Source organism: Faecousia intestinalis, from assembly GCF_040096185.1.
Classification (GTDB): Bacteria; Bacillota; Clostridia; order Oscillospirales; family Oscillospiraceae; genus JAZOXB01.
Genome location: NZ_JBBMFF010000266.1, coordinates 1 through 22,629, shown reverse-complemented (window position 1 = coordinate 22,629; position 22,629 = coordinate 1). Strand labels below are relative to the sequence as shown.

24 protein-coding genes and 2 pseudogenes are annotated in these 22,629 nt (G+C 53.1%); 22 read left to right on the top strand and 4 right to left on the bottom strand.

The genetic code is table 11. The features are described 5' to 3' along the window. A pseudogene (locus WMO66_RS13435) lies at positions 1 to 132 on the top strand (transposase); the annotation flags it as partial. Positions 133 to 218: 86 nt separating this feature from the next. On the opposite strand, the gene WMO66_RS13430 reads toward WMO66_RS13435, so the two are convergent. Beyond that, positions 219 to 527, bottom strand: a complete 309-nt coding sequence (locus WMO66_RS13430) for a DUF5343 domain-containing protein (RefSeq protein WP_349136916.1) — start codon at positions 525 to 527, stop codon at positions 219 to 221. A 150-nt stretch (positions 528 to 677) separates the two neighbouring features. Between WMO66_RS13430 and WMO66_RS13425 the strand changes: the two genes are divergently transcribed. The 7 genes and pseudogenes from WMO66_RS13425 to WMO66_RS13395 all read left to right on the top strand — a co-directional run bounded on the left by WMO66_RS13425 (position 678) and on the right by WMO66_RS13395 (position 5,144). Continuing rightward, the gene (locus tag WMO66_RS13425) at positions 678 to 860 is read left to right on the top strand and encodes a hypothetical protein (protein ID WP_349136915.1); all 183 of its coding nucleotides are present in this window, start codon (positions 678 to 680) and stop codon (positions 858 to 860) included. Next, the gene (locus tag WMO66_RS13420) at positions 860 to 1,114 is read left to right on the top strand and encodes a TnpV protein (RefSeq protein ID WP_349136914.1); all 255 of its coding nucleotides are present in this window, start codon (positions 860 to 862) and stop codon (positions 1,112 to 1,114) included. The genes WMO66_RS13425 and WMO66_RS13420 overlap by 1 nt, the downstream gene beginning before the upstream one ends. Further along, positions 1,048 to 1,236: pseudogene (locus tag WMO66_RS13415) on the top strand (recombinase family protein); the annotation flags it as partial. The gene WMO66_RS13420 and the pseudogene WMO66_RS13415, both read left to right, overlap by 67 nt. Further along, the gene (locus tag WMO66_RS13410) at positions 1,237 to 2,310 is read left to right on the top strand and encodes a recombinase zinc ribbon domain-containing protein (RefSeq protein WP_349136913.1); all 1,074 of its coding nucleotides are present in this window, start codon (positions 1,237 to 1,239) and stop codon (positions 2,308 to 2,310) included. A gap of 329 nt (positions 2,311 to 2,639) precedes the next feature. Then, positions 2,640 to 3,194, top strand: coding sequence for an RNA polymerase sigma factor (locus tag WMO66_RS13405; RefSeq protein ID WP_349136912.1), 555 nt, complete (start codon positions 2,640 to 2,642; stop codon positions 3,192 to 3,194). Continuing rightward, on the top strand, positions 3,191 to 4,369 hold the full coding sequence (locus WMO66_RS13400) for a hypothetical protein (protein WP_349136911.1): 1,179 nt from the start codon (positions 3,191 to 3,193) through the stop codon (positions 4,367 to 4,369). Before WMO66_RS13405 ends, WMO66_RS13400 begins: the two co-directional genes overlap by 4 nt. 208 nt (positions 4,370 to 4,577) lie before the next feature. Next, on the top strand, positions 4,578 to 5,144 hold the full coding sequence (locus WMO66_RS13395) for a DJ-1/PfpI family protein (protein WP_349136910.1): 567 nt from the start codon (positions 4,578 to 4,580) through the stop codon (positions 5,142 to 5,144). Positions 5,145 to 5,816: 672 nt separating this feature from the next. Here WMO66_RS13395 and WMO66_RS13390 read toward each other — a convergent pair. The 3 genes from WMO66_RS13390 to WMO66_RS13380 are packed head-to-tail and all read right to left on the bottom strand — an operon-like array spanning position 5,817 to position 9,046. Then, the gene (locus tag WMO66_RS13390) at positions 5,817 to 6,443 is read right to left on the bottom strand and encodes a response regulator (protein ID WP_349136909.1); all 627 of its coding nucleotides are present in this window, start codon (positions 6,441 to 6,443) and stop codon (positions 5,817 to 5,819) included. After that, positions 6,424 to 7,392 carry a sensor histidine kinase gene (locus WMO66_RS13385; protein WP_349136908.1) on the bottom strand — a complete coding sequence of 323 codons (969 nt, stop codon included), beginning with the start codon at positions 7,390 to 7,392 and terminating at the stop codon, positions 6,424 to 6,426. The genes WMO66_RS13390 and WMO66_RS13385 overlap by 20 nt, the downstream gene beginning before the upstream one ends. A gap of 4 nt (positions 7,393 to 7,396) precedes the next feature. Further along, positions 7,397 to 9,046, bottom strand: a complete 1,650-nt coding sequence (locus WMO66_RS13380; protein ID WP_349136907.1) for a histidine kinase N-terminal 7TM domain-containing protein — start codon at positions 9,044 to 9,046, stop codon at positions 7,397 to 7,399. Positions 9,047 to 9,288: 242 nt separating this feature from the next. Between WMO66_RS13380 and WMO66_RS13375 the strand changes: the two genes are divergently transcribed. From WMO66_RS13375 to WMO66_RS13310, 14 genes are all read left to right on the top strand, one after another. After that, positions 9,289 to 9,651, top strand: coding sequence for a hypothetical protein (locus tag WMO66_RS13375; RefSeq protein ID WP_349136906.1), 363 nt, complete (start codon positions 9,289 to 9,291; stop codon positions 9,649 to 9,651). 218 nt (positions 9,652 to 9,869) lie between these two features. Further along, positions 9,870 to 13,211, top strand: coding sequence for an S-layer homology domain-containing protein (locus tag WMO66_RS13370; RefSeq protein ID WP_349136905.1), 3,342 nt, complete (start codon positions 9,870 to 9,872; stop codon positions 13,209 to 13,211). Between the two features lie 91 nt (positions 13,212 to 13,302). Next, complete coding sequence (locus WMO66_RS13365) at positions 13,303 to 13,794, top strand: DUF6935 domain-containing protein (protein ID WP_349136904.1); 492 nt, start codon at positions 13,303 to 13,305, stop codon at positions 13,792 to 13,794. 186 nt (positions 13,795 to 13,980) lie between these two features. Further along, positions 13,981 to 14,454 (top strand): hypothetical protein, encoded by a 474-nt coding sequence (locus tag WMO66_RS13360; protein ID WP_349136903.1) that lies wholly within the window; start codon positions 13,981 to 13,983, stop codon positions 14,452 to 14,454. A gap of 111 nt (positions 14,455 to 14,565) precedes the next feature. After that, a complete protein-coding gene (locus tag WMO66_RS13355) occupies positions 14,566 to 14,982 on the top strand; it encodes a hypothetical protein (protein ID WP_349136902.1) in 417 nt (138 codons plus the stop codon). Between the two features lie 35 nt (positions 14,983 to 15,017). Then, positions 15,018 to 15,788, top strand: a complete 771-nt coding sequence (locus WMO66_RS13350; RefSeq protein WP_349136901.1) for a DUF4428 domain-containing protein — start codon at positions 15,018 to 15,020, stop codon at positions 15,786 to 15,788. Between the two features lie 40 nt (positions 15,789 to 15,828). Continuing rightward, positions 15,829 to 16,158 carry a DUF5640 domain-containing protein gene (locus tag WMO66_RS13345; RefSeq protein ID WP_349136900.1) on the top strand — a complete coding sequence of 110 codons (330 nt, stop codon included), beginning with the start codon at positions 15,829 to 15,831 and terminating at the stop codon, positions 16,156 to 16,158. Positions 16,159 to 16,292: 134 nt separating this feature from the next. Continuing rightward, a complete protein-coding gene (locus WMO66_RS13340) occupies positions 16,293 to 17,732 on the top strand; it encodes a DUF5067 domain-containing protein (protein ID WP_349136899.1) in 1,440 nt (479 codons plus the stop codon). Positions 17,733 to 17,768: 36 nt separating this feature from the next. Next, positions 17,769 to 18,041, top strand: a complete 273-nt coding sequence (locus WMO66_RS13335; RefSeq protein WP_349136898.1) for a hypothetical protein — start codon at positions 17,769 to 17,771, stop codon at positions 18,039 to 18,041. 220 nt (positions 18,042 to 18,261) lie between these two features. Then, complete coding sequence (locus WMO66_RS13330) at positions 18,262 to 19,098, top strand: hypothetical protein (protein WP_349136897.1); 837 nt, start codon at positions 18,262 to 18,264, stop codon at positions 19,096 to 19,098. Positions 19,099 to 19,137: 39 nt separating this feature from the next. Beyond that, entirely contained in the window at positions 19,138 to 20,298 is a 1,161-nt protein-coding gene (locus WMO66_RS13325; protein WP_349136896.1) for a TFIIB-type zinc ribbon-containing protein, read from the top strand. A 13-nt stretch (positions 20,299 to 20,311) separates the two neighbouring features. Then, complete coding sequence (locus WMO66_RS13320; protein WP_349136895.1) at positions 20,312 to 21,103, top strand: TPM domain-containing protein; 792 nt, start codon at positions 20,312 to 20,314, stop codon at positions 21,101 to 21,103. Between the two features lie 16 nt (positions 21,104 to 21,119). Continuing rightward, positions 21,120 to 22,364, top strand: coding sequence for a hypothetical protein (locus WMO66_RS13315; protein ID WP_349136894.1), 1,245 nt, complete (start codon positions 21,120 to 21,122; stop codon positions 22,362 to 22,364). Between the two features lie 57 nt (positions 22,365 to 22,421). Next, positions 22,422 to 22,629 (top strand): transposase (locus tag WMO66_RS13310; protein WP_435387806.1); only part of this gene is annotated, 208 nt, incomplete at its 3' end.

Genomic DNA, 22,629 nt, shown 5'->3' with positions numbered 1-22,629 from the left:
AATGAGTGGAAATTCGGGATGAAATGCCACATCGGTGTGGATGCTGGCAGCGGGCTGGTTCATACCATGACGGTCACTGCGGCAAATACACATGACATCACGCAGGCAGCCGCGTTGATTCGCGAAGACGATATGGTGGCTATTTTGCACCGAAATTGCCTTAACTTAGCCCAAAAGCGGCTAATACACCGAATGAGGACAGAATTAACCCGATTTATTCAGAGGTTCCCTAGCAATTCTGGAGGATATATAGCATTGAGCATTGTTTCACACGCTTTGCCATATGTAGAATCTGTCCGCCAAAGGTTTGCCAAATCGGTTGGATGACCGTCATCGTCTAAAATTCCTAATGATTTTAGAGGAGAGAGAATGTTTCTAGCTGCTTGATCAGTGGCTAGTGCGAGCAGCGTTTTTAAATAGTTAACGCTTACTGTTGATAGTAAAGTCTTGCTAAATTGATTTCGCATACTCCACCAATTGCTTTCAGGGATCATTGGGTAACTCGCTTTATTCTTATCTTCAGCCATACATACACCTTCAATTTAATTATATATATTGTATCACATATTCACTTGTTTTTCAAACATGTTGTGATTTTTCCAAATGTATATTGACACATTCGATTTCTGCTAATTCTCCTGCTACAATGGTTGCAGTAACCAAAGGAGGAATAGCGCATGAAACAGAAATACTATGTAGAACTGAACCGGCAGGAATGGCGGCTTATCATTGAGGGGCTGAACCGGTTCCGCAACAAGCTGATCGCAGCGGGGCGGTACACGGATGCCGTAGATGAGATGTTGATCAAAGTTGTCAAGGCAAAGCCTCGGAAGTTTGGGCTGTGGGGATGGAGGCGCTGATGATGGAGAAGTACATTACCGATGAACGCACGGGGCTGAAATATGAATTGGTTGGAGACTATTATCTGATTGCCGGGGATGATGAGTCGGAGGAAGATCGGCCAATCGGGGTATGGGGGCAGCGGCATCTCCGCTATCTCAAGGAGCATCGCCGTGTGCGCTATGCCAACCTGCTGACCAGCGGTGAATTGTCCGTGAGATTTATGAGCGCTACGCCAGCGGCGAAACAAAAGCGGAAATTATCCGGGATCTGAAACAGCGTAGGGTCAAGACCTCCATCGGCAAGGAATTTAGTCCCAACAGTCTCAGTCACCTGCTCAGCAACAAGCGTTATATCGGCGTCTATCTTTACAAAGGAAAGGAAACACCCGGCGGAATGCCTCGCATTCTGGACGATGACTTGTTTTACCGGGTGCAATCGATGATGAACAAAAACAAAAATGCGCCGCCTCGAACTCACGGCGAGGGCGAATACCTGCTGACCACAAAGCTGTTCTGCGGACACTGCAAGGAAATGATGGTGGGCTACGGCGGCACCAGCAAGACCGGCAGGCAATATCACTACTATATGTGCAAGAACGCCCGCAGGAAAAAGTGCGGCAAGAAGATCGTCAGCAAGTCCTATATTGAGGATTGTGTGGTCAATGAGTGCTTGAAAATGCTGACCGAGGAGAAAATCCGCTTCATTGCCAAGAAGGTAGCTGAGGAGTGCGCCAAAAGCCCGGACAACCTGACAGCCAAGGCGCTGAAAAAGGCGATCCGAGAGGCGAACACGGCCATTGAGAATCTCTGGAAAGCCATTGAGCAGGGGCAGGCCGTGGAGATGCTGACGGATCGACTCAACAAGCGCATGGCGGAAAAGGCGGAGCTGGAGGCGCAGCTCGCTATTGAGGAAAACAAGAAGATCACGCTGACGGAGGCACAGATTTTGGCCTTTCTGGACTATGTCTGCGAGATGCCCGCCGATGATGTGAACAAGCGCCGAGCTATCATCAATATCTTTGTTCATTCCATCTATCTGTATGACGACCACTTTACCCTCATCATCAACGCCAGCAAGAAGCCATTGAGCATTGACAATATCCCACTTGACGATATTGAAGAAGCTTTTGAGGGCAAAAATACCGAAACGGAGGGGTGTTCATCGTTGATGACACCCGCTCCACCAAAGGGGTATTACACGAACCTTTTTACTTTGTCGGCGGCTTTGCCGTCACAATATGGTTCAAGTAATACCGACAGAAATGAACGGATATTCTCACTTGTTGAGAGTGTCCGTTCTTTCTTTATGTCCTGCGGATTGTCCACGGACAGTCCGTGGACAGTCTGCGGACAGTCACAGAATGCAGCTATTTTCACTTACCGTTCAGTAAGATTTTCGCAATTTTTAATTGCGGATACTGACTGTCCTTCGGTTATCGGCTTCCTGTTCCTCGCGGTAAGCTCGTAACCAACCGTAAAATGTACTCTTGGGTATGCCGGTGTCGGCGAGGATATGCGTCGACAGCTCACCGGATATAACATGGTCAATGACCGATTGCTTTTCTTCTTGGGTGTATGTTATCATATTTTCAACTCCTAATATTGAATGCATTGAAATAATTTTCGACATTTTCTGTAGGAATTGAAAGAAATGTGGAAATATGATATAGTTAGAAAAACAATCATTTTTATTTGATAAAAAGATTCACGACTTTTTATTAATTATAAGACCAACGCCGGAAAAAACGTACTTAATGGGTGAAAGCGCTTTTAGGTCTGACAAGGGAGGTGAACAACATGGATGATCTGAGAATCATAGAACTCTACTTTGAACGGGATGAGCAGGCAATCAAGGAAACGGATGCAAAGTACGGCAAGCTCTGCCACAGTATTGCCTATAACATTCTGAACAATCACGAGGATTCGGAAGAATGTGTCAACGATACATACGTGGGAGTGTGGAATGCAATTCCGCCTACAAGACCGAGTAATTTTATGTCCTTTGTCTGTAAGATTGCGAGAAACCTGTCTCTGAAGCGGTTGGAGTTTATGAAGCGTGAAAAACGGTCAGCGGATGTAATGTTGTCCCTGGATGAACTGGAATCGGTACTGCCGGATGATCGGTATGCCCCCGACGTGAGTGACGAGGACGTAGGCAAATTGGTCAGCCACTTCCTGCGCACACAAAAGGAGGACGTGCGAAATGTCTTTATCCGGAAATATTTCTACTTCGATTCTATCGGAGAAATTGCAGAGCGCTTTGGGTTTACCAAAAGTAAGGTCAAAAATATGTTGTTCTACACCCGAAACAAACTAAGGGACTATCTCATTAAGGAGGGCGTTGAAATATGAAAATACCGAGATTTTCTAATGCCATCGGTAACCTCGATGAGGATCTTGTCGAGGCGGCAGCAGAATGCAAGAAAAAACAAAATCATTTGCTCAAATTGGGTTCAATAGCAGCCTGCTTTGCCGTGATCATTGTTGTAGGCGCGCTTGTTCTTCCATCGCTTTTAGGCGGCGAACCTACACCAGGAGGCACAAACGATAGGTATAAGGACATTAACATTATGGCAGACGAATCAGGAATTGTATGGCCATGGGAATATCAAACCGTTTTTGAGAAATACACTGAAGTAACAATTGACGGTATTGTATACCGAAGTCACGGTCGCCTTGTGTCTGAAGAACTCCTTGGCGATTTGATTGGAACATATACCGTATTGGGCATTGACGAAATTGAAGGAGATAGATACACTGAAAAATTTGAAGTGTATCAGTTAAAATATGCCGATAAGAGCCAGCTTGTCGCCGTGAGGATGGAAGGTAGTTGTTATATCTTCAAGAGGGATAATTATGAACCTCCGCACACGCTCGGTGAGCTCTTCAAGCTGGTAGACCTCCCAAAAGCAATTGAATTGAAGCGGTTCTCTGTAAACGGCGACAGTCCGAACAAAAAACACTATACACTGAGCAATGATGACTATGTATGGGAAGTTCTTGCCGGATGCGAAAATGCACCATTTGTTGAGGATGAGAAATGGGTTGCACATGATAGAGAGTATTACAGTTTTACGATCACATCTGAAACTCTCGGCGTATATAAAGTTGCCATGTATGTTACTGTAGATGGCTATCTGTGGACAAACGCTTTTAATTACCAATACCTCTTCAATATCGGAGAAGATGCAGCCAGTAAGATTATCAAATATGCAAAAGAGAATTCCACCGAAGCAGAGTATGAGCCGTATCAGAATACCATTGTCGGTAAGATTACGGAGATAACCGATGAGTATATTCTGTTAGACGATTCCATTCTCTGCGCCAATCCCGATGACGGAATCACGTACAAAATCCTTCTGAATGATCTGCGCATCTCCCGTTATGCAGAAAGCGGAGCTATCCGAGTGGGAGAAAATGTTCAGATAACATACGAAGGCGAAATTGACGAATCGAATACCATTGACAGTGCCATTTCCGCATCTGACGTGGTAATCTCCGGCGGGGATGTTCTTATTCCCGAATAATAAAATAAAAGTCGCATATATGATTAACCGAATATAAGTTTTTGCGAGAGTTCGAAGTCATACGCAAAACTGCCGAAAATATCTTTTTCGTAGCTCATAGACATAAGTCCACCGTAATTTTGATAGAATTACGGTGGACTTTTTTGTTTTGGTAGGTTATACTTGAAATTGATAAAACAGATATGAATTTACGGGAGGACAGCGGTGTATGAAGTGCTTGGTTTTATTAGCCGGCTGCGGTCTCGGCGATGGTTCCTGCATTGAAGAAGTTATTCTGACATATGCTGCGCTTGACAGATATGGATGTGATTACACGCCCGTTGCCGAGGATATCTCCGTCCCGTCAGTCAACCACCTGACAGAGCAACTTGCAGATAACAGAAATGTTCTTTTAGAGTCCGCACGCATTGGCAGAGGACGCATGAAAAGTATTTGTGGAATTGATTTTGAGGAATACGATGCACTAATCATACCCGGTGGAATTGGTCTTCTGAACAATTATAGGGCTTCTAGCACAATAGAAGCATGCATCGCGCACTTTAGCAGCAGGAAAAAGCCTATTGCTACCATGTGTGCAGGAATCGACTTTATGCGTCGTTTCCTCGGAGGTAGTCTTTTGGAGCATGAAACAAACGTACTAACCGCCGAAAAATTCTGCTTCGATGCTGACAATAATATTTATTACACTCCTGCATTCAGAAAAACCAACAGCTGCTATACGGCAGGCTTGGGTATCGGTTCCATGATTTATGCGTTGAAGCTGCGTTTTCTGTAATTCTGTCATTACACTCCGGTCCAAAACCGAGCGCCCTCAACATAAGTCCACCGTAATTTTGATAGAATTACGGCGGACTTTTTCTATGCCCGAAAACCGCTTGAAATAAGGCTTTTCGGCTGTTTCAGCGCATAAGTGAACCCCGCTGCAGAACAATTCTGCAGCGGGGGTTTGTGCGTTTTATGGGGATTGCAGCTTCCTGTGCCGTTGTAATCGTTAAAAAGCCGAGTATTCGTTGAACTGCTGAGGGTAATCGTTAAACGGCAGAATAAGTAAAACTACTCATTATCAGCTCTTTCTGATTAGGAACTTGATTTCGTGGGAGTTGATAAAGTAGTACTCTTCGTCACAGATATCGACGATTTCACTGGCGGTAGTTTTTGTATCTGATAAAACGGGATAGCATCCCGGCAACAATGGCGCACTTGAAGAACTCATGACAAGTTCCCCTAATGCTTCATTTTCAAAAGTATTGACACTTTTTCTACTGTTGATACTGTACCAGTGAGATTTCCTTGGAGCGCAGAGATGGTATCCAAAACATTGTCAATCACTATCACTGTTTTCACTTTAATTGCATACGCAGGCATTGCTTGCCAAGTGTAACGTCTCAGACGCGGCTTCTACTTTCAATAAATGCCTGTGGCTGCACAAGCAGAAAATCAAATCCCATCATTCTTCCGTAAGATCGGCAATCAACTTGACGTCGCTGACTGCCAGCGCAAGCTGAAGCTTGTTTTCCAGCCCGGTTTTTTGCAGCATATTTGACACATGGAATTTGACCGTCGACATCTCGCAGCCCATTTCTGCCGCGATGCGCGTGTAAGACAAGCCCCGCAGCAGATGCCGCAGAACCTTCAGTTCCGTCTTTGTAAATTCCGTGCTTTTTGCCATGCCAATCTCAACTGTCGGAGGCGCGTCCGGAAAAATATGTTCACCCGCCAGCGTTTGCCGGACGACATCCATCAAACGCTTCTGCGTCGAGTCCTTGTACCACAGGCTGTCGGCACCGGCCCTCTTAGCCTCGTCCAGAACCGCGCAGTCGATCAGCGAGGTCACAACAATGATTTTGCTCTTCGGCTGTATCGCTTTGATCTGGCGAACGGCGGTCAGACCATTCTCGCGGTTCTCCGTTTGCACATCCATCAAAATCAGATCGACAGAGCTTGTCCGGCACACCTCAACCGCCTGCTTTGCGCCGGGGATGGACGCCGTGATCCGGTATCCGTCCTCAACACGGAAATAGCTTTCCAGCAGACTGCGGATCATGGTCTGGTCTTCAACGATCATCACTCTCATATGCTGCTTCCTCCTGTTCCGGCAGACTGAGCATCAGCTTAAAGCGCGGGATGCTCCAAATCTCCATTTTGCCGCCTGCTTCTTCGATACGTTGACGCAGCATGGAGAGGCCTCCGCCCTCTGTGATTTTTTCCCTTGGCACCGCACCGTTGTTGGTCAGGGAGACCTCCATGCAGTCCGGCTTCTGCCAAAAGCGCACATACAATTCTGTGCCATCTGCGTGACGGACACAGTTTGCCGCACATTCGCAGATCGCCAGTGCGCTCAGTGCGCGCATATGCTGCGATTGTGGCTCATCTCCTGCCAGCAGAACTCTAACGCCCAATTCTTCCGCTCGTTTTTTCGCCGCCTCCAGCGATTCGGATCGCGCCGTTATCTGGTGGGAGCGATAAAGTACTGAAATTGACCGTTCCCACAGCGCCGCGTTTGCACGAATTTCCTTCAGGTCCGTGTGCTGGAGCAGCACGCGGCGTGCCGCAAGAATACTGTGCCCAATGTCATCGTGCACACGCAGCTTCATGGCCAGCGTCTCTTCCTCTCGGATGATCTCCGGCATCTGCGCAAGCAGCCGCTTAAGCCGCTTATTTGTCTTCTCCAGCTTCGCATTTTCCGCTTTCAGCTGGTTCTGCTTCCGGATCAGCTCCGTAACGTCTGCGGCGGTGATCTGCGTATAGCGGACGCCCGCTTTTGTTGTGATCTGCTCCTGTGCAAAGCGCAGCGCTGTTCCGTCCGGAAAACGGTAAATCCGAAGGCGCGGATCCAGACAGCACACGCTTGCCGGCGGCGCCTGCAGAGCGCTTTGCATCTCTGCCAGCGACTGTATACCGCCTTTTTGCAGCCAGTTTGCAATGGCAAGCATCCGGCGGTTGATGAGCCGCACCACGCCGTTTTTATCGAAGAAGCAGGCCGCGATGGGCAGACTGTCGAAGCTTTCTTTAATTCTGTCCATGCGCCTATACCCCTCTCGATCTTTCCAGCTTCCGCGTCACATATTGCAGTCCGTCCTCATCCTGCTCCCATTCCAGATCTGGAAACCGCGTGCGCAGCCCGCAGAGCGGCTCCGCTCCTGAAACACAGAGAGCAATCTCTACCCACTTACCAACCTCGATGGAGATCAGCAGCGCACGCAGCGATTCCAGCTCCGCCTCCACGACCGCCTCAAACAGGTCGTAGACCTGCGTTGCCCGCTCGACGGTAAGCCAGCCTTCCCCCTTGATGACCGTCTTGCAGTCGGCGCCATAGATACTGATATTCTCGGAAGATTCATTGAGGCACAGCCGAAGTTCCTGCACGCTGATCGCACCGCGCTGCTCGCCGACAAAAATCAGGTTGCTTCTCCGCTTGATATAGGTCCCGATGATGATGACCTGCCCAAGCAGGTGTCTGGCTCTGTCTGGATCCTCCGTCTTCTGTAATTCAGCCAACAGATCCCGCAGCATTGCGATCTGCCGGGCGGTCTGCGCCTCCATCATGTCATACAGGCGGTTTTCTTCTGTCAGCTTCAGCCATCTTGCGTGCTGTGCTTTCTCCGCTGCCAGAACGTCGCCGGTATCTCGCAGCTCATCTCTTGTCAGCTCCAGCTCCTTTTGGACCTGATTCAGCGCGGAGATGTCCTCCTTCCAGAACACCCAGCCGCGGCGCAGCTTGTGCCGCTTCAAAAGCGTATCGTCGCCCAGATGGACGGTATCCTGCCGGATCTGCTGCAGCTCGCTTTGCGGCAAAGCCTCCTGCATGGAAACAGACGCATATTGGGGGCAAAATGCAGGATCCGTGATCTGGACAGGCAAACTCGTTGCCTCAAAAAGTTCGTCGTATCCGAGGTTAGACTGAATCAGCCCGCATTGAATGCAGCATTCAAAGATGCTCGCAAAGATCAGGCACTGCGACACCGTCATATCACCCGCGAGAACCCAGACCCAATAGACCTTTTTAACATACATGCAAGCATAGACCAACGAAAGCGCAAGCGGAACCAGCGGCAGCCAGCGAATTCTCCTGCTGCGCGGGATGCGGCAGTTTTTCACCATCGAAAGCAACGCGAACCCCGCGCATAGAGCCACCCAACCCAGCACGAAGAAATAGCCGCCCTCATACCGATACTCCTGATCCGATAAAACGCCGGACGGGAAGGAAAACACCTGCTGGTGCAGATCATTGGTCAGAACGAGCAAAAGAAGCAGCAGCGTTGGAAAATACAGAAGCTTGGTCCATCGCGGCAGCTGAAAATCCTCTCCCTTGCCCAGTGACAGGGAAACAAAGACCGACAGCATGGGGATGAGCAGCATCGGGAAATAGTAGAAGTACCACAGCCAGCGCCCGGCATCCATGTTATCAATGGAAAATTTGATTGAGCGCAGCAGGATCCACAGCACCATCAGCACTGAGATTGCCAACAGATAGCGCCGCACCTGCGTCTGCACGATGCGCATCCAGATGGAGTAGCACCACGCGCTGAACAAAAACACATAGATTCCGCTTCGCAGGTGGTTGACAGCCGGAGAATGAAAAATATGCCGGCTGGCGTAGCGGAGCCACATGGCAAACGCAATGAGCGCCAACACGCCCAGCACATACAAAAATCTCTTTTTTGTCACTTTGCTCATGCCGCATACCTCCCCATTCTGCACATCCGTATTGATAGTATATCATGCGGATGGAAAAAGGCAACACAGTTTTGCACCCTTTGCTGAGAGAAACGAGTCAGACAATGGCCTTTGAAAAAATAATTGCAAACCCTATCCAATCGGTGGGGGCAAAAAAGAGCGATAACGGATAAAATAAAAACGGAAACTGCAAAAGGGAAAAAAGGCGGTGAAAAGCACAGATGCGAAGAATTGTGTTGGATATGAAGAACGGGCTCCTGGCGGAGGCGGTCACGCAGTCGCTTTCGGGATGCGACATGGATTTCCTTATCTACCGTTCTCCAAAGCCGGAGGAAACGCTTGCTCTGTGCCGTACCTGCCGTGCCAACGTGTTGGTGATGGAGGTCATCCGACAGGGCCTCTGGAAGCTGAGCGAGAGACTCAGGCTCTGCAGTGCTGTAAGGCGGCTCGGTTGGGCCTGCAAGGTCCTGCTTCTGGTAGATGAGAGCACAGACGAACTGCTTGCTTCTGAGGTGCGGCAGACGGTGAAGGATCAGCTGGCCGATGGTTTTATCTATGCGTCGGTATCGCCAGCCTACCTTGCAGGCGTAATCGACACGCTTTGAGGAAAGGATGGGTGAGAAATGAGAATGCTTTGTGCATAGCAAAGCGAGGAAGAGAGTACATAAAAGCGGGACGAAGGAAAGCAGCATTGGGCGCAGCCGGAGGCGTGTCGGCCGGCCTACAACGCATTTCCGTTGCAGGGCAATCGCCGAAAACGTCTCTGTAACACCACCTGATGGACTCAATTTATACAATACACAATGTAAAAGGAGGAATCAAGATGAAATCAATCACCCAACGCAGGATATTCAGCTTACTGCTTTCATTGGCAATGCTGATCGGCCTCCTCCCCGCCTTGGGGAGCATCGCCTCTGCCGCAGGCAGCGGCACCACCGAAGGCGACCCAAGAATCGTAACCACCTATGCGGAGCTCAGCTCTGCCCTGAGCTCCGGCGTCACCTATGTCAAGCTCGGTGCCAACATTAACACCAAGGATCTCAATGACGGCGCGGGATATAACAAGTCCATCCAACAGACTGGAACGGTTCAACTGGATCTTGACGGCTATTCCGTGACCTTTTTCAGCAGAACCTCTCCGCTCCCGGCTGCCATCCGCGTCACGGGCGACCTGTCGGTCAAGGACAGCCGCGGCGGCGGCAAGCTCTACATCGACGCCAATCCCAATACGGCCAGCAGCAAGCAGGTGCTGATCCACGCCGAGACCGGAAGCTTCACGCTCAACAGCGGGCGGATCGGTGTCGATAACGGTCTTGCCAAAAACAGCATTGTGGTCGTCGAGGGCAAGGGCGACGCGAAGGTCGTCTTTAACGGCGGCAAGGTCGACGCCATCTCCCCGAAGGTCGGCATCCCCTATGTCTATTCCGCCCTGCTGTCGTCCAACTGCAAGGCCGAATTCAACGGCGGCGAGTTCGAGGGGCTGGTCGGCTTCACCTACGCCACCCGGACGGACGGGATAAGCAAGCCAAAAGCCGTGATCAACGGCGGCAAGTTCAAGGGCGGTATCGTCGTTAAAAAGGGCAGCGAGACCATCACGGAGGGGCGGTCTTTCCCCATCAGCATCCGCGGCGGCAGCTTCGGCCGCGGCCTCTTCACGGAGAATTTCGCGCTCAGCAGCAGCGAGCAGACCCTGGAAAACTTTGCCTTTGCCGCAATGTTCCCGGAGAGGACCGCTCTGCTTCGCCCCGACGAGCGGACCCGCCTGATCTACCGTCAGAAGGACATCAAGAGCGAATACATGGCCAACTCCATCTCGAAGGAGTATATCATTGCCCTGTCAACCAAGAATCTTGATGACTATAAGCGCGTCGCCTTCTCGTCCTACAGCGGCACGGCCTACACCGACGTCTGCACCAACGCCTTCGGTCTGGTCAAGGTGGAGGTCAACGGTGCGCCGGCCTATGTACCGCACCAGATGGACGTGACGGGCGGCTACAGCGGCGCTCCGCTGTACGCGCTCAATCCGAAAAAGCAACTCCGGTTCTACTGGAACCCCCTGCCGGAGGCGATGAGGGACGCAGGCTACAGACAGAAGATCAAGTACACGCTCAACGGTACGGATTATCCCGTCACCGCCAGCAGCTACAATAACAATCTCTTGTTTCAGACTATCCCTGTGAATAGCTATAGCTACCAGACGGAGGTGCAGAAGCTGGCGATCACCGTTGAGCTTTATAAGGACGGCGAGCCGCTGATTCTGAGCGGCGCTTCCAATGCGTTCCTGATGCGCTACCGGATGATGTCGGAGACCGATGTCGCCATTCCCGAGGTCACGCTGACGGTGAAGGACGGCGACCTGACCGCCACCTCCGCCGCGACCGACAGCCCGGTCACCGTTTCCGACGACGAAAGCTGCACCGTTAAAAGTCAGGTGAACTGGGCGGACAACGGAGATGTGCGCAACAAGAGCGTGGTTCTGAAGGCGAAGCAAGGCTTCTATCTGACAAGTGAAACGAAATTCAACGTCGTCGGCGCGAACAAGATCACGGCGACGTGGCTCTACAGCACAGACGGCGGTCAGACCTGCGTCGTCGGCGTGGAGGCACAGGAGTGCGAGCTGATCACCGAGGCAAAGGGCATCGTGCGCGGCCTGGTCTATTATAATCGCGTCAATGACATCTATGTGGAGTCGTATGAGCCGAGCAAATACACCATCACCGTCAAGAAGGTCAGCGAATACATCAGCTCCTCCGGCTCTACCATCTATGACAGCTTCCTGTGGCCGGATGAGCTGCTCGACGAGACCGGCGCCCCCTATTATCTCTACTGCACAGTCGAGGCAAAGCCCGGCTATGTGTTCCGCAGCGGCACCGGAACGCTGAAATATGCCAATGAGGAGTGGAAGCCCGGAAAATGGGCGGAGGCCATTTGGAACGACGACTGGATGGACATGAACAACATCAGCGCCGGCGCATGCTATAAGCTGCACGACGAGTCAGACACCAATCTGGGCGGCCTTTGGCTGAACCGGCTCGAGCTGACCAACCTGAATCTGTCCGTGAAGGCACCTGTCGCAGGCGAAAGCCCCGCACCGGGCAGTGACTACTGCAAGATCGACGGCCTGCCGCCGTACATGAAGCTCGAGCGCGTCGATTGGCTGAAGTGCTATGACGACTGGAGGTACTATTCCGATAAGCCCTTTACCTTCCAGGCAGGAAAAACGTCGGACGGTGAGAACTGCGAATACCAGTGCTTTATCTATGTCTCCTATGACCTTAGCGGCGTCGGGGTAGCGAAGGGCGCCAAGTTCTACCTCAACGACACGCCGTGCAAGCTGGACTGGGAGAATAAGTTCTTCTGGACTGAAACCATGACCGCCGAGGGCAACCCCGTGCAGGAGGATCCCGTTATCACGGCCAAGGCAGGTGCCAACGGCACAATCACGCCCTCCGGCAGCGTCACCGTCAAGGCCGGCGCGGATCAAGCCTTTGCCATCCAACCGAACAGCGGCTATACCGTGTCCAAGGTGCTGGTAGACGGAACGGACGTCGGCGCGGTGACGTCGTACACCTTCAAGAACGTCACGGCCAACCATACCATCGAGGCGGTTTTTGCGAAGGTGGAAGCAAAGCCGACCAATCCCTTCGTCGACGTTGCCGAGGGAACATACTACTATGACCCGGTGCTTTGGGCGGTGGCAAACGGCATTACCTCCGGCGTGGATGCGACGCATTTTGAGCCCGAGGGCACCTGCACCCGTGCGCACGCCGTGACCTTCCTGTGGCGCGCATCGGGTCAGCCCGAACCGAAAACGACCAATATGCCGTTCCGGGACGTAAAGCCCGGCAGCTACTATGAAAAGGCCGTGCTCTGGGCCGTGGAAAACAAGATCACCAATGGTACCGGCACCACCACCTTCAGCCCGGACGAAAACTGCACCCGCGCGCAGATCGTCACCTTCCTTTGGCGCAGTGAGGGCGAGCCGTATGCCAGCGATAGCAATAACCCGTTCACGGACATCGCATCGGACTACTACATGGATGCCGTTTTCTGGGCAGTCAAGGAAGGCATTACAAACGGCACCACCCCCACGACCTTCAGTCCGAACGAACGGTGCACCCGTGCGCAGATCGTCACCTTTATCTACCGCGCAATGGTTTCCTGAACGAGGATGCGCGCGGCGGGACAACCGCCGCGCATCCCCCGTGAGGCCCAATACGGAGGAACGCCACTTTACAGCATAAGGAGGGATCACCTTGCAGGTTGTCATTCAAAAGATTCCGGAAAATCTGCCGGAATTTGAACTGCTTGCCGCCGAGGGGCGGCAGCCAGAGCGCATCTGCGCCCTGTTTCTGTGCGCGCTGGCGCTGTTTGACCGAAATAAGGAGGCCGGCGCTGCCGCAATGAACCTTCTGCGCGGCCCGAGGCCCCTGACGCCGTATGACTGCCAGTTTCTACGCGACCGACTGCGCGGCAAGTCCTATCTGCCGCTTGCATATTTTGAAGGCGCGACGCCGGAAAACGGGTATCAGCCGCAGGTGCCGTACGCGCTGAACGTGCTCGCAGACCCCAGACCGCAGGATTTGGAGCCAGGCTATCTGCGTGTGTTCCTTAAAACGGCGGGCGCAGATTCGCCGCGGCCCATGAAGCTGCGGCAGAAGGCCTCGACCGGCGAATGGTTCCTTTGGGAATACTCCAGCATTCTCAGCGGCATCCGTATTCCTGCGGCGGAAGACCCATGGAGCTGACAGGCGAAGGAAACGGCGCGCTGCGCGGCAGCCTGTGAACGCAGCGGCTGTTCCAAAAGGGAGATCAACGTGAAAAAATCACGGAAAATTGCACTACTTATTGTGCTGGCGACCGCGTTTGTTATGCTGGCGGGCGTTTTGCTGTATCGGTATTTTATCGGGAGCCGGATACAGGACGGAGGCAGAATGGAAAACCCGGATGCGTACCGGGTGGGAAAAGAGCTGATCGAATTTCGCTGGCAGCAAACCCATACGAATTCTAACCGCTGCTTTACGATGCATTTTTATCTGGAGAACGACCTTCCCGTGCTGACCGGACGGTTTCTGAGCCCGGATGGCGGCGAGACGAGAGAAAACGGGAGGGATGCGTCTTCGACCCCGATCCCATGGCAACTTACCTGGGTGCAATGGTTTGAGCTGCAGAATACGCTGGCGGAGGCTGCACTGCCCGCGTACGAAAAGCCATCGCACAATGCTGCAGAGGAGGCTGGCAGCGAAATCTCCATCGTCTGGCGCACCGAGGACGGAGAGCAATCCGAAAAGTGCAGCGGCGAGAACGCCGCCGCGCTGGAGACCTTGGTGCTTCGCATTGCAGAGGAGGCCTACGGCACATCGCAGCTTGAGGCGGGGCTGCCGAGGCCTGCTCCAAAAGGCGGCTGAGCGCCCCTTGCGCGCAGCGCTGAACAACAGTACGTTTTTGCGCAGGGCACACGGCTGTGCGCCCTGCGGAATCACGAAAAAATGAACCAAAAATTGTAAGGAGGATCTATTATGAAAGGACATGTGTTTTTGAAGGTTACGGGTATTTTGATGATTATTGCAGCTGCATTTTCCATCATTGTGGGCGTATTGCTCGCCGGAATCAGTGCACTTGCTGCGGGGCTGGGTGCGGCCTCCGGACTGAAGTTTACCTTCTGGGCGGCGCTGTTTTTGACGTTGGTCGGCGGCATCTGCCAGCTGATTGCCGGAATCAAGGGCATCAAGCACAGTAAGCGCAGCGAAAAAGCCGGCAAACTCATCGCTTGGGGCGTCATCGTGGCTGTGTTCAGCATTTTGAGCATCGTGCTGGATTTAAGCAATGGCGGCGACTTTAGCATCGTCAGCGTCGTGACGGGCGTGGCCGTTCCGGCTCTGTACATCTTGGGTGCAGCGCTCAATGCCAAGGCAGACGCGCCCTACAGCGCATAATTTAGCAAGCAGACACAAAGGAGATCGAGATATATATGGGACTGTTCGATAAAAAGTATTGCGACATTTGCGGAGAAAAGATCGGCTTACTTGGAAACCGCAAGCTGGAAAACGGAAATCTCTGCAAAAACTGCGCCAGAAAGCTCTCCCCGTGGTTCTCCGACCGGCGCGGCAGCACCGTAGAGGAGATCCGTGCGCAGCTTGCCTACCGGGCGGAGAATCAGGAAAAGGTCGCGGCCTTCCATACGACCAGAACGCTCGGCGCGGACACAAAGGTGCTTCTTGACGAAGATGCCGGAAAATTCATGGTGACCCGGGCCAGAAATCTGGCGGAGGCCAACCCGGACGTTCTGGACTTTGCCGACGTGACCGGCTGCAACCTCGACATTGACGAGAGCAGCACGGAGCTTAAGCGCAAGGACAAAGACGGCAAGGAGGTCAGCTACAATCCGCCGCGCTATGAATACTCCTATGATTTTTATATCACCATTTTTGTCAACAATCCCTATTTCGACGAAATGCGCTTCCAGATCAACTCCAGTTCCGTGGACATTACGCCGCCGCCTGGAACGCGTCCGGGCATGACGTCCCGGTATAATCCGGAAACCAATGTTGAGTACCGCAATTGTAAAAAGCTCGGCGAAGAAATCCGGCAGGTTCTGACGCAGGTCCGCAGGGATGTGCGCGAAAAGATCGAGCAGGCTGCCGCTCCCAAAGCGGCAGTCACCTGCCCCTGCTGCGGCGCGACGACCACGCCGGATGCAAGCGGTTGCTGTGAATACTGCGGCGGCGCAGTGAACGGCTGACCCATCCATCAAACGAACAGAAAGAAAGAGGGACTAAAAAATGAAAAAGTATGTAGCATTATTCCTGATTGCGGTTACGCTTCTGACGCTTGCCGCCTGTGGCAGCAAGGATGCGCTGGCCGGAACATGGTCTGCTGATCTCGGAGATGACGGCGTGATCACATGGACGTTCAACGGAAAAGGCAAATGCACCATGGAGAATGCGTACATGAAGCAGGATGGCACCTATACCATTGACGGCGACCAGCTTACGGTAACACTGGAGGCTTGGAGCGAACCGTCTACTTACACGTTCTCCGTGGACGGCAGCAGCCTTACCATGAAGGAGAACTCCGGTTACGGCATCAGCGGCACCTTTGCCAAAAAATAAGCTGCACAGGAGCCGGCGCGAATAGAAACAACGAAAAATGTCTCAGATATGCACTCACATTTTTCGCCGGAACCGCATGCTATTTCTGCTGATCGGCCGATTTGCACATCCCTGAAGGATACTGGGAGGGAATTATGAAACAGACGAAGACCAAAACTCTATGCCTGCTTCTTGCGGCACTGATGCTGCTCAGCAGCCTCACCGCCTGCGGAAAGGATAAGGAGAAAGACTCCAATTTGATTCAGCTCGGCGACTATGAGCTGCTCTACAAGGGCGCGTGCATCATGGAAGATTCGGACGGAAATGACGCAATCGTTCTGTCGCTGGACTTTACAAACAACAGCAAGGAGAATGCTTCGTATCTTTGGAGCGTCGATGAAACGATCATGCAGAACGGCACAGAGCTGGAAGTCGCTACAGTCTATACCGATTACGATACCTTTACCACCGTGATCGAAAACCAGTTTGAGGAAGTTGCGCCGGGTGCAACGCTGGAGGTGCAGACCGCCTTCGTGCTGAACAACGCGTCCGGCGAAATCGAGGCGACCTTTGAGGAGCTGCTCGGCAGCAAAAGCGGCACCATTACCATTGACCCATCCACGCTCACGCGGGAAACAGGCGTCAACGCCGGCACGGAGCCCACACTGCCTTCCACAACGGCTGACGACGCTCTGCTCGAGTGGTGGAACGGTGAATGGTACGGCTGGTGGAAGATGACCGACTGCTCCGGCTCATATGAGAGCATGGAAGGTCAGTGGTGGGATATCTGCGGCGTGATCGAGATCGACGCAGACCGCACGGGCACCGTGACGCTCTGGGATGAGGACTACACCAAGGACGATGCCATGGTATCGGCAGCGGTCAGCCTGAGCGACACCGGTACTGGCGAGCATGGCACGCTGACATCCGAGGGCGGCTGGTTTACCGATGTGGCCCTCGCGCACGCCGACTGGATCGTCGACCCGGGCTTGCAGGAGCTTGCGGATATCATCTGCATCGACGGCCGGTACGAAAACGGCGACGATACGTACCGCTATGAGATCTATCTGCGCCCGTGGGGACTCTATTGGGATGATGTGGAGGAGGAAAACCGCCCATATCTCTATGCCGACTGGTATCTGCCGCTGATCGACGCGGGCAAGTCCATGCCTGACAGCATCGGAGCGGATGCTCCGGCCGGAAGCGGCAATATGGGCACTACGACGTCGAACCCTGGCGGAGAAACTTCCGGCGGAGACGGCATTGTAACCGAAGAACAGGTACAGAAGGGCTATGTCTGGATGAACGAGGTCAATAAGAATATTTTCGACGCAACCTACGATGATATTGCTGCCTACTTCGGCGTAAAAGGCCGGTTTGTCAAGGAAGAATACAGCGACCACATGAAGGCAAACTACCGCTACTACAAATGGATCTCTGAGGACGACGAATCCCATTTCATCTACGTCAATTTCAAAGAAACTGTGTCGGGTGTTTATACGGTAAGCGGATTCAATACCAGCGGTTTCTCCGGCAAGGAGGCCATTGCGAGGTATCTTGACACGGTAAAGGCGGAAGCCGCAGAGGCAAACTAGGCAGCGTCTGCGAACGCCGAGATGCAGGACTTTTCCGTGGAAGTCACCCAGTTTGCAAAAGACGATGTTAAGGTCAAAATCATGACGAAGATCCCGGTCTTTGGCTGGTCGTATGATGAGGGCAAGCGCTGCTTGGTGGAAAATGACGATCCCACAGCGTTCGGTGCGGGCGCCATCCAGTTTGAGGTAAGAGAGAACATTGAAAAAATTGATTTCTACAAGGACGACTTCGAGAACTATCAGGATATCGAAGGCCGTGTGATCGGCGGTATCTCGTTCCGCGGCCGCACCTACAGAAACATCGGCTAGGATTGGATTCAGTATATCGCACAGCTTGACGACGGCCGCGCCCTTTCCATCGGGCTTCGGAATATGGACTGCGTTCCGGGAACGATGCCCGACATCATTCTCAACGACATGACGTTCCAGTAATGGCGGCATCTTTCTGAGAATTTATATGAAAACCGGCTCCCGCCCCAATTTGGAGCGGGAGAATCCGGCTATTTGCGGAAAAAGCGGAGGTGATGCTGTGAAGCTCAAAACGTTCCTCATCACGGCAAGCCTGTGGATGGGGCTGCTCGGCCTGACCGCCTGCGGCGGTGCTGACGTGCGCACCTATCAGTACCCGGAGACCGCGCTCCTTTTTGACAGTCTTCACATCAAAAAAACCGTTTACAGCCCGGGCGTCATGGAGCTCTATTACCGCGGCGGGCAGTTCAAGGACAATCCCATCCGCTGCTACGACGCAAATTTTGAAGATCTGGGCGATCAGTTTGACCATACGTTCCAAAACGGCGTTCTGACAGTTCAGGCGGATTTTGCAGAACAAATCAGCGGACTCACGATCGAGGATAAAGACCACGATACGGTCTATCATCTGCGCTATCTGGACTCACCGCAGTTTGCGTGGCTGGCGGATACTTTCTGGCTGGACTACGGTATGATGACGCTGGGCGACGAGGCGCGGTATTACAGCGACGCGGAGCGGCAGGCGCAGGCAGAGCGGGAGCGCGCCGAGCATGCGCAGACACGCAATGTTTTTGCGCTGCTCGAGGGAACGTGGATCTCCGAGGATGGCCTGCAAAAATATGTGTTTTCCACAGACGCAGATGGGAGCGAGCTGCGCGCGGCGGAGCTGTGGCGCAGCGGGACGGAGCAAATGTGGAACGGCTGGGAGCTGCGCGTCGAGTCCGCGTTTCAGACGCCGTATTCCGGCGGCGAATACAGTGAGGACGTGGCAGAGCACCTGCAGGAAATCGTGCTGAGAAACAGTGACCATGCAGCGGCGGATCTGCACCTCCTGTACGATACGCAAAACGCGGTCATACTGGGCGGCGGGATGACTTACCGCAGAGAGAAGGGTTGAGGTGCCGTCTGGCACCGACACAGGAAACGAGGAAAGAACATGGCAACACAAATCACAAATTATCAATGTCCCGCCTGTACGGCACCGCTCCATTTTGTAGGAGAATCCGGCAGGCTGGAGTGCGATTACTGCGGCTCAAGCTTCAATATCGCAGAAATTGAAGCGCTCTACGCGAAAAAAGAAGCGAAAGCAGCAGAAGCGGCGCGAAAGCAGGAAGAAACGGAAGCGGCTCAAAAATCTGCCGAAGCGAAAGAGCAACAGACTGCCGCAGGCAGCTCTAACTGGGATACCTCCGGTCTGAACGAGAACTGGGGTGCGGACGCAGACAATATGAAAACCTACTGCTGCCCATCGTGCGGGGCAGAGCTGATTTGTGACGCAACGACCGCAGCCACGTCCTGCCCATACTGCGGAAATCCGTCTGTGATTCCTGGGCAGTTCAGCGGCATCTTAAAGCCCGATTTTGTGCTGCCCTTCAAGTTGAGCAAGGAGGATGCCATTAAGGCGCTGAAGAAGCACTATCTCAAAAAGCCTCTGCTGCCGTCGACCTTCTCCAAAGCCAACCATTTGCAGGAGATCAAGGGCGTGTATGTCCCCTTCTGGATGTACGACGGCGAGGCCAGCGGAAGCGTGGAGTTCCATGCCACCACGGTACATAAGTACACCTCGGGAGATTATGAGGTCACGGAGATAAGTCACTACGATGTGCGCCGCGCCGGTTCTGTCAGCTTTGAAAAAATTCCGGTGGATGCGTCGAGCAAAATGCCGGATGATTACATGGACTCCATCGAACCGTTCAACTATGCGGACTTAAAGCCGTTTTCCACAGCGTATCTGCCCGGATTTCTGGCGGATAAATACGATGTCAGCGTTGAAGACAGCCGGGAGCGGGCGGACAAGCGCTGCGCAGGCTCGCTGGTGTCTGCGCTGGAACGCACGGTTTCTGGCTACACCTCATGCAATGAAACGAGCCGGGATATCCACTTGAAGCGCGGCAAGGTGCATTACGCGCTGCTGCCCGTCTGGATCCTGAATACAAGGTGGGAGGGAAAAGATTTCCTCTTTGCCATGAACGGTCAGACAGGCAAGCTGGTAGGCAAGCTTCCCGTCAGCACGAAACGGGTCGTCGGCCTGTTTGCGGCGATCGCGGCACTTCTTATCGCAATCAGCGTGACTGCGCTGCTGCTTTTGGTACGCTAGGGAGGGCTGAGATATGAAAAAAAGAATATGCCGCCTCCTGTTGGCGTTTCTGTTGGTGCTTGTATTCTGCGTGAGCATGGCTGCGGCTGAGCAGACAGGTGCACAGCTTTCTTGCGTGACGGACACTGCCGGACTTCTCAGCGAAAGCGAAAAAATGCTGCTGGAAAGGATGGCGGAAAGCGTCTCCCAAAAGTATGGGGTCGGTGTATACATCGTAACCGTGGAGGACTATCGGGACTTCCATTCTGAAGGCGTCTATAAGGCGACCTACACCATCTACCATCAATACACCATGGGTGTAGGGCCGAACCGCGATGGGATCATGCTCCTGCTCAGCATGGCTGACCGCGACTGGGCAATGTTCTGCTATGGCTCACACTGCGAATATGCCTTCAACAGCTATGGTCAGGAGAAGCTGGAAAAGGTCTTCCTCGACAATTTCGGCGAGGACGACTGGTACGGCGGCTTTGAGGATTACGTCAAGGAATGCAGAGTCTATCTGGAAAAGGCAGCAAACGGGAAGCCCGTCCGGGCGAGCTTGTTTTTTCCGATGCTTGTCGTAATCGGTCTTTCTCTGCTGGCGGCAATCGCGATCGTTGCTGTGATATGGCAGAAAATGGACAATGTATCAGAAAAAACAACCGCAAACGCCTATGTCGCCGCGGGGCTCCGGCTTACGGAGCAAACAGATCGTTTTACCCATAAGACGACCTCCAGCCGGAAGATCGAGCGCAGCTCCTCCAGCGGAGGAAGCAGTCGCAGCGAATCCGGCGGCGGCGGTTCGGGCCGAAGCGGAAAATTCTGATCTGAAAGGAGCGGCTATGAAAACAACACACAAGCAGGTACTCGCGCTGTTGCTGGCGGTGGCTCTGCTGCTGTTGCTTTGTGCCTGCGCGCAAATCCAGCAGCTCAAGGGCACCGACAGTGCTACATTGCCTGAAACGCTTGCCGGGCAAGCCTCGGAAACGCAATCGGAGGATCCCACGCAGCACAGCGAGATCACGGAATCACAGCGGGCGCAGCATAGCGAGGCCACAGAACCGCAGCAGGCGCAGTACGTTGGCTCAGAGGAAGGCAAAAACTCGCTGCTATGGCTACGGGATAAGATTGATTTTTCGCAGACGATGTTCGGGATGGCATATCTCGGCTATGTCGGCGGACTTTTTGAGGAGGGGTTTGAGGCAGGTTTTCCCGCGTGGCTTTGGGAAACCAATGCGGCCCTGCTGCTGGAATACCCCTTCATCGCGGAGATCGATGCGGAGCACATCATCGGCGGTGCGGGGCATCTGTACTGCATCGTGCCGGTCGACGAAAACGCAACAGTTGTGATCAACCGTGTGCAGTGGAATGAAAAAACGAAGACCGATGAGGTCACAGATGTACTCTACCGGTCAGAGAGCGGCGAACCGGTGCTGCTCTTTGCAAATCTTGACGGCATTGCATATGAGGCCGACACCCAGGTCTTCATCACCGACAACAATGGGAACACCTGCGAATGGTACCCATCGCTCGATGCGATGAGCCATCTTGCGCCGTGTATATCGGAAGCTGGCGACTATCTTTCGTTTGACTTTACGGAATATGCTTGGTATAACGCCCCGCCCGAATTTGCCGACTGGCTTTCTGATGGCTGGACAGGCATGACCGCGCTTGGCCTTGCCGGTTCGCAGCCTTCAGGCATGGGCTGGATCACAGAAACCACGGTAGGGGAAACCAACCGCTATGCCTGTTTCTCGCTGCGCTTTTATCCCGGGGATGAGACGGGCGGCTCGGTCGATCTGGATTGGGCATACAAAGACAGCAAGGACTTTGAGGAGATGTGGAGCGGTTCCTGGACGATTCAGACCATTCCGGATGGGCCTAGTTATGTGACGCTAAACTTGTCTCGTGTTGGCGGTAAAAACTACGGTGTCACGGACGGCCCGATGTATCTGTGTGAGACGTATCCCCTTCTGATCAGCCCGAGCGGCACGGAGCTGCTGATCGGCACGGGCGAGAGCGGCATTTGGCTGCCGTTCATGTCGCAAAGTACCCTGGCATGTGTGCTGACGCAGTCTGCGGGATAGAAAGTGTGCGGGGAGCAAACTGCTTTAAGGTTGAGCATAGAGGCAAAATCCTTTACCATGAGTATGGATCTTCCGGAATTTCAGGCCTGCGTCACGGCGTACCGCAACTGGTTTCAGGAGATTCTGAACTCCATGGACGTCCCCTGGTCCAACGGCTTCATCGAGGGCTGCAACAACAAAACGAAGGTCCTCAAGCGCGTCTGCTTCGGGATGCGGAACTTCCGGAACTTCAGAAATCGGATCCTTTTCTGCAGCGGTGTACCGA